Genomic DNA, 12,079 nt, shown 5'->3' with positions numbered 1-12,079 from the left:
CGGCTCCTTATCGGGCGATTTGTGTGCATCTGGTAACGCTGAGCGTTACTGGATGCACCCAAATCACTGGATGTCGGTGGGCGCTCCGGTGCCCATGTACTTGGAAAGTTGGTAGTGCAGGTTGACGGTGCTGCGTTCGCGGTAGGGGTTGGGCAGCGTTCCGGGGAAACCGGCCGATTTCATGCCCTGTTGCACCGCCGCCATATTCGAGAAGTCCTGCGGCAGCACCGAGAGCCAGTTCGGTGAATCCTTCGGGGTGTAGGCCCATTCGGTCTGCGGCTCTTCGCCTTTCGGGTACAGCTCGAAGACGGCAACCTCGAAGATGCACTTGTCCGGGTTGTAGCTCGGGTCAGGCCGCGCGCTGTAGCACAACGCACTGGTCAGCCCCTGCCCCACTTGGAAGTTCGGGAAGATCTGCCAGGCCGTGCCGCTCTGCCCGAGGATGTCGGGCGGGATCACCGGCCAGATCACCCCACGTGCTTCGTCGTCGCGACGTGCCGAGGAAAGCCAGTGCTGCAGCACCTCGTCGGCAGGTGTTCCCTCGGGCAGCTCGTCGACCAGCCGCTTGGCGGCGTCCACCAGAGTTTGCGTGGTGGTCGCGTTGGTCTCTTCCATGGTGTAGACCTGCATCTCGGCGGTGGAGATGCGCGGATCACCGGTTCCCAACCGGATCTTGGACTTGGTCTCGTCCAGCCCTTTCGGCGCGTCGTAACCGATGTTGGAATGCCGGCCCTGCGCCTTGGCCCAGCCCTTGAACTCTCCGAACTTGTTGAACTCCGGATGGGTGGTGAACACGTGGTAGGTCTCGTTGAAGGCCTCCATCGCGACCTTCCAATTGCAGTCGAAGTACAACCACTTGCGCCACTTGTAGCGCATGTTCTCCAACCCGAACGGGTCGAGGATCTTGGCCGCCGGGTGTAGATAGTCGATCAACGGCTCGCAGTGCGGATCCATGTTGATGAACAGCCACCCGCCCCAGGTATCCACCTGCACGGGCGCCAAATGGGTGTTGCTCGGGGTGAGTTTGCCCTGCCAGTCGTCCTGTTCCCGAATGTGGGTGCAGGCTCCGTCCAGACCGTAGGTCCAACCGTGGAATCCGCACACGAACGACTTCCGGGCCCGGCCGGTCGCGTTCTTGGCCCCCTCGGGATTGTCGATGAGTTTGCGGCCGCGGTGCATGCAGACGTTGTGATGGGCAGTAAATTCGTTTGGCCCTGTCCGTACCACGATGATGGAGTCATCGAGAATGTCGTAGGTCAGGTAACTGCCGACCTCGGGCAGTTCCTCGACCCGGCCGACTTGCTGCCACACTTTGCGCCACAGTCGATCTCGTTCGGCACGGGCGTAATCCGCGGAGATGTAGGCCTCGACCGGGATGGTGGTCGGCGCAGACAGGTCCTCGGCGATCTCTCCGGTCGACCCGTCCGGTTCCGCGTCGATCTCCATCGCGGCATCCAGATCGGTTTCGGTATGGGCCATTAGATCCTCCTGATGGCTTCGCGGAAGTCGTCGTCCTTGAGGAACAGCGAGGTGTTGTCGGCGCCGAGATGGGTCCACCTCAAGTTGAGCCCGCCATCGACCAGGATGGTCTGGCCGGTGATGTAGCTCGAAAGATCCGAGAGCAGGAAAAGAATGGCCCCGGCCTGCTCCTCGGGGGTTCCACGCCGGCCCATGGCGATCGCCCTCTGGTCGCGATCGGGGTCGGCGTCGACATACGTTGCCGAGGCCGCGGTTTCGGTCACGCCGGGCGCGACGGCGTTGACCCGGATACCGTCTGCGGCCAGCTCGGCGGCCATGGTGCGGGTGGCGGCGACGATCGCGGCCTTCGCGGTGCCGTAGGCGACGTGATACGGCGCGGTGTTCATCCCGCTGATCGAGGACACCGAGACGATCGAGCCGGGATTGCCCTGCGACCGAATCTCAGCAGCCACCGCCTGGCTCATGAAGAACATGGTTTCCAGGTTGGCGGTGAACAATTCGCGCCAGTCGTCCCGTGACACCCGGGTGGCGGGCATCCAGGTGGACGGGGCCGCCCCGCCGGCGACATTGACCAGTCCGTACAACACGCCGTCCGCACTCCGGGCCGCATCGAGCACCGTGGCGATGCCCTCGTCCGTCGCTGCGTCGGCGGCCACCGTCACCACGTTCAGCCCCTTGTCGGCTAGCGGAGCGACGTGGGTATCGAGGTTGTCCTGCGAGCGGCTCACTGCCACGACCGTGGCTCCGGCCTCGGCCACCATCCGCGTGACGGTGGTGCCGATACCGCCACCGCCGGCGCCCGACACCACCACGACCCGGCCGTCCAGGCTGAGGGAACTGTCCATTCGCAACCCTTATCGGCTCAATTGTCCGGACAATAAATCAGACTTTTCATATTGGAGAACACTATTCCGCAGCATTTATTCGCCCGTCAAGGGTGGATTCCAGGATCTCGCCGCCTATTGTCTGGACTACAGCGAGTTGCTAACGTCCGAGGTCATGAGCGCCCTATCGGCAAATCCCGGCATCGCCAATGCGCGGTACACCGCAAACACGTCCGTGGCCGAGAACTGGACGCTGCAGCAGGTCACGGGCCCCAGTCGACTGTTCGGCGCGAACGGCTTGCGGACCGGCCCGGACGGCCGCATCTACGTCGCCCAGGTCACCGGCAGCCAGATCAGCGCGCTCGACCTCGACACCGGACTACTGGAAACCGTCAGCGCGAAGGGCGGCGAGATCATCGCCCCCGACGACGTGGCGTTCGATTCGGACGGCAATCTCTATGCCACCGAGGTGATGGACGGCCGGGTCAGTGTGCGCGCGTCCGGCGGCGCCACCCGCGTCCTGCGCGACGATATCCCCTCGGCCAACGGCATCACCTTCCATCAAGGCCGGTTGTTCGTCGGCGAATGCCGCGAAGGTGGCCGGCTCATGGAGTTCGACCTGGCGGGCGGGGCCCCACGCATCCTGCTGGAGAACGTGCCCTCACCCAACGCGATGGAGGTCGGCCCCGATGGGCTGCTCTACTTCCCGGTGATGGGCGCCAACGAGATCTGGCGCATTGATCCCAACGGCGGCGAGCCCGAGGTGGTGGCCGGTGGGCTCGGCGTGCCGGACTCGGTCAAGTTCGACGCCGACGGCTACCTCGTCTCCACCCAGGTCGCCAGCGGCCAGGTGCTGCGCATCGACCCCCGCAACGGAGATCAGACGCTATTGGCCCAGCTGACCCCGGGCCTGGACAACTGCACCTTCGTCGACGGCCGGCTCTTCGTCTCGAACTTCACCGGTGAGATCACCGAGATCCTGTCCGGCGGCAGCCAGTCGGTGTTGCCGGGCGGATTGAACTGGCCGCTGGATCTGGCAGTCGGCCCCGACGGGGACCTGTATGTCGCCGACGGCACCTACTTCTACCGGGTCGGCCCCGACGGAAGCCTGCAGACCGTCGCGATGCTGTTCTCCCCCGGCTATCCCGGCTTCCTGCGCGGAGTGATCGCCTCGGGCCCAGGCGAATTCATTGTCTCCACTGCCGCCGACGCGGTCGCACGCTTCCGCCCCGGAGCAAGCGACGACGAGGTGAGCCAGGTTCTGGCCGGCGGCATCGACCAGCCCTACGGCGTGGCGCAGGCTCCCGATGGCTCCGTGGTGGTCGTCGAACAGGGTGCGGGGCGGCTGCTCTCCGTACGTGATGGTTCCGTGAGCGTGCTGGCCTCGGGTCTGGACACCCCGGTCGGTGTGGTGATCGGACCCGATGGCGCGCCGCTGGTGTCGGTGGCCGGTGCGGTAGTGCGGGTGAGTGACGGAGGTGTCGCGCCGCTGGTCGACGGATTGCACACGCCGCACGGCATTCTCGTGCGCGGCGGTGTGCTCTACATCGTCGACTCGGGTAGCAAGGAGCTGATCAGCTATGACCTGGCCGATGCGGCCCGCACGACGATCGCCACCGGGCTGCCCGTCGGACCACCGCCGGGGGTGACGCCCAAGCCACTCAAGGGGATGCCGCCGTTCTCCGGTCCGCAGGGCCCGTTCGCCGGGATCACCGCGGGAACAGATGGGACGCTCTATATTTCGGGCGACGGCGACGGCAGCGTGCTGGCGCTGAGCCGGAGCTGACACCGTGACCATCACGCCGGCCGACCATCGCTACCTACAGGTCGCGCGCACCCTACGCAAGGAGATCGTCGACGGGGTGTACCCGGTGGGCTCGCAGTTGCCCACCGAACATGAGCTGTGCGAGCGCTTCGAGGTCAGCCGCTACACCGTGCGTGAGGCACTGCGGCGGCTGCGCGACGACAACCTCGTCACGTCGCGGCCGCGGGCCGGCACCACCGTGGCGCCCCGCGCCGCGACGAATACCTATGCCCAGGACGTGGTTTCGATCAACGACCTGTTGGCCTTCGCCACGGGCGCACAGTTCACCATCGAGTCCAACGCCATGGTGACGATCGACGGCGAACTGGCCGAACGCACGGGCCTGCCGCTCGGCGAGCAGTGGTTGGCCGTGCGCGGCTACCGGCAGTCCGATGACGAATCCGCACCGGTGTGCCGCACCGAGTACTACATCAACCGCAGCTTCGCCGCCGTGGGGCGCCTACTGCAACGCCATTCCGGTCCGATCTTCCCGCTGATCGAGGATCTCTTCGGGGTCAGCATCGTCGAGGTGCACCAGGAGATTTCGGCGATCGTCACCCCGCCCGAGCTCGCCGCGGGCCTCAAGGTCAGCGCAGGCAGCGCGGCCCTGCAGATGCAACGCACCTACACCACCTCCGACGGGGAGGTCGCCCAGGTCACCGTCAACACCCACCCGTCCGACCGGTTCCGTCACTCCATGACGATGCGCCGGGTCAAGGGCTGACGTGACCCGACGCGACGAGGCCCGTGCGGCCGACGCTTACGCCCGTGGGCTCTGGGTCTCCACCACCCTGGCCGACGCGCTGGCCGATGCAGCGCGTGAAACCCCCGACCGGGTGTTGGTGGTCGACGGCGACACCGCCCTGACCGCCCGCGAATTACACGACCGGGCACGGGGTCTGGCGACGCTGCTGACCGAGTGGATGCCGGCGGGCAGCGTGGTGTCCTTCATGCTGCCCAACTGGCACGAGGCGGCCATCATCTACCTGGGTGCCACGCTGGCCGGGATGGTGGTCAACCCGATTCTGCCTTCACTGCGGGACCGGGAACTGTGCTTCATCCTCGACGACGCGAACAGCCGGGCGATCTTCATCCCTGCCGAGTTCGGTGGCCACGACTACGCGGCGATGCTCACCCGAGTGGTCGGTCAGATGGCCACACCTCCGCAGGTGGTGGTGCTGCGCGGAGACCCGGGCCTGCACCACGCTTTCGATGCCCTGCCGGCGGCGTCCGATCGCGACCTGCCCGCACTGGACCCGGACGCCATCCGGATGATCATGTACACCTCGGGGACCACCGGGCGCCCCAAAGGCGTACTGCACAGCCACAACTCGATCCATGCGTTGATCAGCCAGCTGCGCGATCACTGGATGATCGATCCGGGTGACACTTTTCTGGTGCCGTCACCGATCGCTCACATCGGCGGCTCCATCTATGCCTTCGAGTGCCCGTTGCTGCTGGGCAGCACCGCGGTGTTGATGGAGCGGTGGAACGCCGCGGATGGCGTGACCCTGATGACTGAACGCAGATGCACCCACATGGCCGGAGCCACCCCTTTTCTGGAGCAGCTTCTGAGTGCCGCCGAAAGAGCCGACACCCGACTGCCTGATCTGAAGGTGTTCATCTGCGGCGGTGCGTCGGTACCGCCATCGCTGATCCGGCGGGCATCGGACTACTTCGACCGTGCCGTGGTCAGCCGGGTCTACGGCTCCACCGAGGTTCCGGTGACCACCGTGGGTTCTCTGGCACCAGGAGGCGTCGAGCATGCTGCCGAGACCGACGGGTGTCCCGGCATCGCCGAGATCCGGCTGGTCGACGGCGAGATCCGAGCCCGGGGCCCGCAGATGCTGCTCGGCTACCTGCATCCGGAAGACGAGATCGAATCCTTCGACGAGAACGGGTTTTTCCGTACCGGAGACCTCGGCAGGTGGGTGGACGGCGGCTATCTGCAAGTCACCGGACGGGCCAAGGATCTCATCATCCGCAACGGCGAGAACATCTCCCCCAAAGAGGTCGAGGACCTCCTGGTCGGTCAGCTCGGCATCGTCGAGGCCGCTGTCGTCGGCGTGCCCGACGCCCGCACCGGAGAACGTGCCTGCGCCGTACTGGTGACCGTGGACGCAAGCCGGCCCGATGTGGCCGACCTGGGCCGGCTGTTGGCGGACCGCGGACTGGCCCGGTTCAAGACACCCGAGCGAGTCGAAATCTGGGATGCGCTACCGAAGAACGACGCAGGCAAAGTGTTGAAACATCAGATTCGAGCCAGGCTGAAGGGTGATTAGTATGCAGGTCGCGATCGTCACCGGGGCCAGCAGCGGAATCGGATGGGGCTGTGCCACCGCACTCGCCGCGGCGGGCATGGCGGTGCTCGGCACCGGCCGCGACGAAGACCGGCTCGCCGAACTGGAACGTGCGATCGGTGATCCCGAGCGGGTGCAGACCGTCTCGGTCGACCTGACCGCCGAGGACGGACCGGCCCGGGTGGTCGAGGCCGCCGTACAGCGCTGGGGCCACATCGACTTCCTGATCAACAACGCCGGCGTGGGCAGCCCCAAACCGCTGCACGAGACTGACGACGAAACCCTGGACTACTTCCTGGGGATCATGTTGCGTGCGCCGTTCCGGCTGGCCCGAGATGTACTGCCGCACATGGCACCCGGATCGGCAATCATCAACGTCACCTCCACTTTTGCCGTGGTGGGCGGCTTGCGCGGCGGCGCGTACTCGGCGGCCAAGGGCGGGCTGACGGCGCTGACCACTCACATCGCCTGCCAGTACGGTGCGCAAGGCATCCGGTGCAATGCGGTCGCCCCCGGTGTCACCGTCACCCCGATGGTCGAGCAGCGGCTCAACGATCCCGGCTTCCGCAAGATGCAGACCGAGATGACCCCGCACACCCGCCTGGGCCGGGTCGACGACATCGCCGCCACCGTGGCCTTCCTGTGCTCCGAGGGCGGCAGCTTCATCAACGGGCAGACCATCGTCGTCGACGGAGGTTGGAGCTCGACGAAGTACCTGTCCGAGTTCGCACTCGGTTCGGAATGGATTGCCCGATGAATGTTTTCGCGGTGCTCGATCAGGCTGCGACCCGGTTCGGCGACCGGGGCGCTGTGTTCCTGGGTGAACGCCAGCTGTTCACCTGGGCCGAGCTACGCGACCGGGCGCTGCGACTGGCCACCTCGCTCAAAGCGCTCGGGGATCGTGGCACCAGGATCGCCGTGGCCAGCGAGAACCGGCCCGAGATCGTCGAGCTGATGTTCGCCATCTGGGCCGCCGAATGCGTGTTCGTGCCGATCAACTACAAGCTGCATCCCCGCGAGATGGCCGACATCGTCGCAGATTCCGGTGCCGCCCAGGTGTTCGCCTCGGCCAAGATCGCGGCCGGGCTGGACCTGGACATCCCGGTCGAGACGATCGGCACCGATTCCTACGAGGTATGGTTCGGCGCCACCCCGACCGCTGCCCCGACCACCGATCCGAGCACCCTGGCCTGGCTGTTCTACACCAGCGGCACCACTGGAAAATCCAAGGGCGCCATGCTGTCCCACCGCAACCTCATGGCGATGACGCTGGCGCACCTGGCCGATTTCGATGACCCGGACGAGAACTGCAGCCTGATCCACGGCGCCCCGATGTCCCACGGCTCCGGTCTGTACATCCCGCCCTACGTGCTGCGCGGCGCCCGCCAGGTGGTTCCCGAATCCGCCGCCTTCGAACCCGACGAATTCCTGGATCTGTGCGGCCATCACCCCGGCAGTAGTGCCTTTCTGGCTCCGACCATGGTGCAGCGGCTGATTCAGACCGGCCGGCCCCGCCCCGCCAACCTGAAGACTGTGGTCTACGGCGGCGGGCCAATGTACGTCGACAGCCTCAAGAAGGCGCTGGCCGCCTACGGCCCGATCTTCGTGCAGCTCTATGGGCAGGGCGAGGCGCCGATGACGATCACCGGGCTGCGCCGCCGCGACCACATCGAGGCGAACGACGCGACGTTGGGCTCGGTGGGTTATCCGCGCTCCGGTGTCGAGGTCGCCGTGCTCAACGAGGACGGCACCCCGGCAGCCATCGACGAGATCGGCGAGATCGCCTGCCGCGGCGACGTCGTCATGTCCGGCTACTGGAACAACCCCACCGCCACCGCCGCCACGCTCAAAGACGGCTGGCTGCACACCGGCGACATGGGCTCCTTCGACGCCCGCGGCTACCTCACCCTGCGCGACCGATCCAAGGACGTGGTGATCAGCGGGGGCAGCAACATCTATCCCCGCGAGGTCGAGGAAGCCCTGCTGGAACACCCCGATGTGGTCGAGGCCGGCGTGGTCGGCGCGCCGGATCCCGAGTGGGGTGAAGTGGTGGTGGCGTTCGTGGTGGGCGAGGTATCTCCCGCAGACCTGGACGCGCATCTACTGGAGCGCATTGCCCGGTTCAAGCGGCCCAAACGCTACGAGTTCATCGATGCGCTGCCCAAGAACAGCTACGGCAAGGTGCTCAAACGCGAACTGCGGGAGCGGCTCACCCCTTAGCGCAAGGCGTCCCTCACCACATCAGCCCGCGGATCAGCTCCGTCGGCGGGATATCCTCGGCGGCAATCAATCCCGCCGGTGCCCGGCACACCCAATCGATCGCGTTCACGACGCGAGCCGCCGTGGACACACAACCGGCATCGGTCACGTCGAGAACGGGATGCGACAGCTCGGTACTGACCTCGATGCGCGGCTCACCCTCGATGATCACCTTGTGCACGCCGGACTGCCCCTCGGGCGGATACTCCCAATCGGGTGCGGCGGCCGGGGTGAGACGGGTGGTGTGCTCGATCGTGATGATCGGATCGCCACCGCGCACACCTTCGGCGGCAAATCGAGTGCCGGCCAATTGCCCTGGCTCCACAGTCATCATCGTGCACTCGATGCGCTCGGTGGCGTACCACGGCTCGAACCGCTGACGAACCTCCTCGAGTTCCACACCGAGATGGTGGGCCAGATTCCGCACCAAACCGCCGAACATCGCCGTGATCACGCCCGGCTGGAAGGCCATCGGCAGAGCATCGTCCGGGCTGGTGCCGAAACCCATGGCGGTGCCGGTGTATTCGTAGTCGTCGTAGTTGCCGTAGTCGAAGATCTCCTTGACCGTCACCGACTCGGCACGAGTCACCAGGCTCAATGCGGCGTATGCCGCCGTGTCACCCGAATAACCGGGGTCGATACCGTTGACGTACAGGGACGAATTTCCCTCTGCGCACGCCTTTTCCAGCGGTCCGAGCAGCCAGTCGTCGGCTTGGCGCGGTGTCACCAGCCACACCATCGAGGTTCCGACGACGTTGATCCCGGCTGCCAGGAAACGTGACATCTGGTCGATGGCCTCCATCGGCCGGGTCTCCCCCAGAGCCGTGTAGACCACGCAGTCCGGCGCCAGGGCGATGAGCGCGTCGATGTCGTCGGTGGCGATGACGCCCGTCGGCTCACTGTGCCCACATAGGTCAGCGGCGTCGCGCCCGATCTTGTCGGGGCCGGCGGCATGGACACCGACCAGCTTCAGGTCGGGCCGGCCGATGATCGCCGCCAACGAATGCCTGCCGACATTCCCGGTCGAGAATTGGACCACTCTGCGCATCGTTGCGTTCCGTCCTCACTCAGTAGTCGGGAATCGGCAGCGGCGAGTTGTTCGACTCGATACCGCCGTCCACATGGAAGATAGCGTTGGTCGCGTAGCAGTCGCGGGTAGACAGGTACACACACAGCCTGCCCAGGTCCTCCACGTCGCCCAACCGGTGCAACGGGGTCGCCTCGTTCATCTTCTCCAGCGAACCCGGCATCATGTCCAAGCTGCCCTGCAGTCCCTCGGTCGCGAACGATCCCAACGCGATCGCGTTCACCCGGATCTTGGGCGCCAGCTCCTGCGCCATCGCGCGCGTCAACGCCTCAAGGGCACCCTTGGCCGTGCAGTAGGCGGTCAACGCCCGGATGCCGAACCGGGCCGAGCCCGAGGAGATGTTGACGATCGAGCCACGCCCGGCCTCGATCATGTGCCGTGCCACGAGCTGGCTCATGATGAAAGCCGAAGTGACACACCAATCGAACGTGTGCCTGAAGTCCTCGTCGGTGATGTCGAGGAACCGTGCGTAGGTGGATCCGCCGACGTTGTTGACGAGGATGTCGATCCGGCCGAACCTGTCCATCGCGGTGTCGACGACGCGCTCGCCGTCCGATCGACTCATGGCGTCGGCCACGAGTGCCAATCCTTTTCCACCGGCGGCCTCGATGCCGGAGATGGTGCTCACGATGTCGGACTCGGTGCGGGCGGTGCCGACCACCGTTGCACCGGCTTCAGCCAGCACTCGCGCGATGCCCTGGCCGACACCTTTGCCCGCGCCGGTCACGACCGCAACCTGTCCACCGAGGTCGAACTGTTCCATTGCCATCGGGGATCCCCCTCTTGTCGAGAACAGCCTTCATCTAACGGACCATCCTGACTTGCGTCAATGACCGGATCTCGGTTGCGGGCCTGAGATTTAGTTTCTACACGCTGTTTCGGCAGCCAAATACCGAAGTACACGGGTTCAGCCTCCGACAGAAGGTGGTTGACTGCGGTCTTTAACTGACTATAGTCAGCATTCATGAACGCCCCCGGTTCCGGCAGCACGAGCACGCGCCCCGTCGCGGGACCCGCCTCGGCGAGTGGGCTTGACGAACACATGGAGGCCTCTCGGCTCGCGCAGCGCCAGGCCGACAAGTGGCTGATCTCCGGCAGCCTGCTGATCGGCACCGCCGCACTCGGAATCTTCGGCCTCCCACTGTTCCTGCGCGGGGTCTGGCTGCTGCGCAAGGCCCAACGAGACGGGCTGACCGTGCGCCCGATGCTGGTCACCCTGCTCGGGTACCTCGTCATCATCGACGCCGCGATCAACACCGTCGGCTGGGCGCTGGACACCATGGCCAGCCACACCATCCTCGCCCGAATCCTGTTGAACGGGTGGGGCGCGATGTTCGATGCCGGCTACTTCTGGCACTACAACGAGCTGTGGATCGGTGGTGCGGCCGGTCCGGGAGAGAAGGCGATGGAAGTGGGGATGATCCTCACCGTCTTCACGATGCGGATCGCCGCCGGGATCGGCTTCCTACAGATGAAACGCTGGGGACACCAGTGGATGATCGTCACCTGCTGGATGGGTGTGCTGATCTGGTGCGTCTACGTGTTCAACATGACCATGTACGCCGACGTCCGCTACGCCGGCGTGGTGCTGCCGGTCGTCGGCTGGTGGCTCTACGACATCTTCTACATCACGCCGTTCCTGACCATCCCCTACCTGCACTCGGTCAACCGTGAGATCTTCTCGGACTGAGGGCGACACCGTGGCACCTCAGGTGAAACCATCAGCGCGCGAACAGCGTCGGCGGCAGACCCGCGAGCGCATACTCGGCGCAGCGATCGCCGAGTTCACCGCGGCGGGCATGGCCGGTACCGACGTCGGCGCCATCGTCGCCGCGGCCGGAGTGGCACACGGCACCTTCTTCTTCCACTTCCCCAGCAAGGAGCATGTGCTGCTGGAACTGGAGCAGCGCGAAGAGGCCCGCATGGCAGCCGACTTCGCTCGCATTCTCGACGGCCCGCACGACCTCCCGACCGCGCTGGGCCAGCTGGTGGAATTGGTCAGCACCCTGGAAAAGCGCTTCGGTCCGATTCTGTTCAAGGAGCTGCTGGCGCTGCATTTCTCACCAACCCGTCCGACCAAGGACGAATGGACCGACCATCCGGTGATCGTGCTGCTGGTGAGCGAGATCGAAAGAGCCTGCGGCGACGGCGAAGTCCACCCCGAGGTCGACGCGTTCTACAGCGCCACGTTCTTCCTGCTGGGACTTTACGGAGTGCTGACCACAACTGAACACGGCCAGGCACGGGACACGATGCTGGCCAAACTCGTGACAACCGCCCTCCGGGGCCTGACCAACAAGGAGGTCTGACATGGATTGGATCTGGG

At 65.6% G+C, this 12,079-nt stretch carries 11 protein-coding genes; 7 read left to right on the top strand and 4 right to left on the bottom strand.

Annotated features, from left to right (window positions below; all coding sequences use genetic code 11):
- Positions 1–63: 63 nt before the first annotated feature.
- Together K6L26_RS07205 and K6L26_RS07200 are read right to left on the bottom strand one after the other, a co-directional pair.
- Positions 64–1,479 (bottom strand): aromatic ring-hydroxylating oxygenase subunit alpha, encoded by a 1,416-nt coding sequence (locus tag K6L26_RS07205; protein WP_064896863.1) that lies wholly within the window; start codon positions 1,477–1,479, stop codon positions 64–66.
- On the bottom strand, positions 1,479–2,324 hold the full coding sequence (locus K6L26_RS07200) for an SDR family NAD(P)-dependent oxidoreductase (protein ID WP_064896865.1): 846 nt from the start codon (positions 2,322–2,324) through the stop codon (positions 1,479–1,481). Before K6L26_RS07200 ends, K6L26_RS07205 begins: the two co-directional genes overlap by 1 nt.
- A 154-nt stretch (positions 2,325–2,478) precedes the next feature.
- Between K6L26_RS07200 and K6L26_RS07195 the strand changes: the two genes are divergently transcribed.
- Genes K6L26_RS07195 through K6L26_RS07175 form a run of 5 tightly spaced genes read left to right on the top strand, consistent with a single transcriptional unit; the run spans position 2,479 to position 8,627 of the window.
- On the top strand, positions 2,479–4,089 hold the full coding sequence (locus K6L26_RS07195; protein WP_064896867.1) for an SMP-30/gluconolactonase/LRE family protein: 1,611 nt from the start codon (positions 2,479–2,481) through the stop codon (positions 4,087–4,089).
- Between the two features lie 4 nt (positions 4,090–4,093).
- Positions 4,094–4,831, top strand: a complete 738-nt coding sequence (locus K6L26_RS07190; RefSeq protein WP_064896869.1) for a GntR family transcriptional regulator — start codon at positions 4,094–4,096, stop codon at positions 4,829–4,831.
- Position 4,832: 1 nt separating this feature from the next.
- The gene (locus K6L26_RS07185; RefSeq protein ID WP_064896871.1) at positions 4,833–6,389 is read left to right on the top strand and encodes an AMP-binding protein; all 1,557 of its coding nucleotides are present in this window, start codon (positions 4,833–4,835) and stop codon (positions 6,387–6,389) included.
- A 1-nt stretch (position 6,390) separates the two neighbouring features.
- Positions 6,391–7,164, top strand: coding sequence for an SDR family NAD(P)-dependent oxidoreductase (locus K6L26_RS07180; protein ID WP_064896873.1), 774 nt, complete (start codon positions 6,391–6,393; stop codon positions 7,162–7,164).
- Complete coding sequence (locus K6L26_RS07175) at positions 7,161–8,627, top strand: acyl-CoA synthetase (protein ID WP_064896875.1); 1,467 nt, start codon at positions 7,161–7,163, stop codon at positions 8,625–8,627. The genes K6L26_RS07180 and K6L26_RS07175 overlap by 4 nt, the downstream gene beginning before the upstream one ends.
- 13 nt (positions 8,628–8,640) lie before the next feature.
- Here the strand turns inward: K6L26_RS07175 and K6L26_RS07170 are convergent, their stop codons facing one another.
- Both K6L26_RS07170 and K6L26_RS07165 read right to left on the bottom strand, forming a co-directional pair.
- Positions 8,641–9,714: an NAD(P)H-dependent amine dehydrogenase family protein gene (locus K6L26_RS07170; protein WP_064896878.1), complete on the bottom strand. Its 1,074-nt coding sequence runs from the start codon at positions 9,712–9,714 to the stop codon at positions 8,641–8,643.
- Positions 9,715–9,733: 19 nt separating this feature from the next.
- Complete coding sequence (locus K6L26_RS07165) at positions 9,734–10,522, bottom strand: SDR family NAD(P)-dependent oxidoreductase (protein WP_064896880.1); 789 nt, start codon at positions 10,520–10,522, stop codon at positions 9,734–9,736.
- Between the two features lie 195 nt (positions 10,523–10,717).
- On the opposite strand from K6L26_RS07165, the gene K6L26_RS07160 reads away from it, so the two are divergent.
- Together K6L26_RS07160 and K6L26_RS07155 are read left to right on the top strand one after the other, a co-directional pair.
- Positions 10,718–11,443, top strand: coding sequence for a hypothetical protein (locus K6L26_RS07160; protein WP_064896882.1), 726 nt, complete (start codon positions 10,718–10,720; stop codon positions 11,441–11,443).
- Between the two features lie 10 nt (positions 11,444–11,453).
- A complete protein-coding gene (locus K6L26_RS07155) occupies positions 11,454–12,062 on the top strand; it encodes a TetR/AcrR family transcriptional regulator (protein ID WP_047038646.1) in 609 nt (202 codons plus the stop codon).
- The last annotated feature ends 17 nt before the right edge of the window (positions 12,063–12,079 follow it).

Origin of the sequence: Mycobacterium farcinogenes (assembly GCF_019739075.1) — a bacterium.
Classification (GTDB): Bacteria; Actinomycetota; Actinomycetes; order Mycobacteriales; family Mycobacteriaceae; genus Mycobacterium; species Mycobacterium senegalense.
This window is presented reverse-complemented; position numbering and strand designations above follow the sequence as displayed.

What these genes read in the sequence shown, in the direction of transcription:
- K6L26_RS07170 (WP_064896878.1), bottom strand. Translation starts at nt 9,714, where the DNA reads ATGCGCAGAGTGGTCCAATTCTCGACCGGGAATGTCGGCAGGCATTCG.
- K6L26_RS07195 (WP_064896867.1), top strand. Translation starts at nt 2,479, where the DNA reads ATGAGCGCCCTATCGGCAAATCCCGGCATCGCCAATGCGCGGTACACC.
- K6L26_RS07205 (WP_064896863.1), bottom strand. Translation starts at nt 1,479, where the DNA reads ATGGCCCATACCGAAACCGATCTGGATGCCGCGATGGAGATCGACGCG.
- K6L26_RS07180 (WP_064896873.1), top strand. Translation starts at nt 6,391, where the DNA reads ATGCAGGTCGCGATCGTCACCGGGGCCAGCAGCGGAATCGGATGGGGC.
- K6L26_RS07160 (WP_064896882.1), top strand. Translation starts at nt 10,718, where the DNA reads ATGAACGCCCCCGGTTCCGGCAGCACGAGCACGCGCCCCGTCGCGGGA.
- K6L26_RS07165 (WP_064896880.1), bottom strand. Translation starts at nt 10,522, where the DNA reads ATGGCAATGGAACAGTTCGACCTCGGTGGACAGGTTGCGGTCGTGACC.
- K6L26_RS07175 (WP_064896875.1), top strand. Translation starts at nt 7,161, where the DNA reads ATGAATGTTTTCGCGGTGCTCGATCAGGCTGCGACCCGGTTCGGCGAC.
- K6L26_RS07200 (WP_064896865.1), bottom strand. Translation starts at nt 2,324, where the DNA reads ATGGACAGTTCCCTCAGCCTGGACGGCCGGGTCGTGGTGGTGTCGGGC.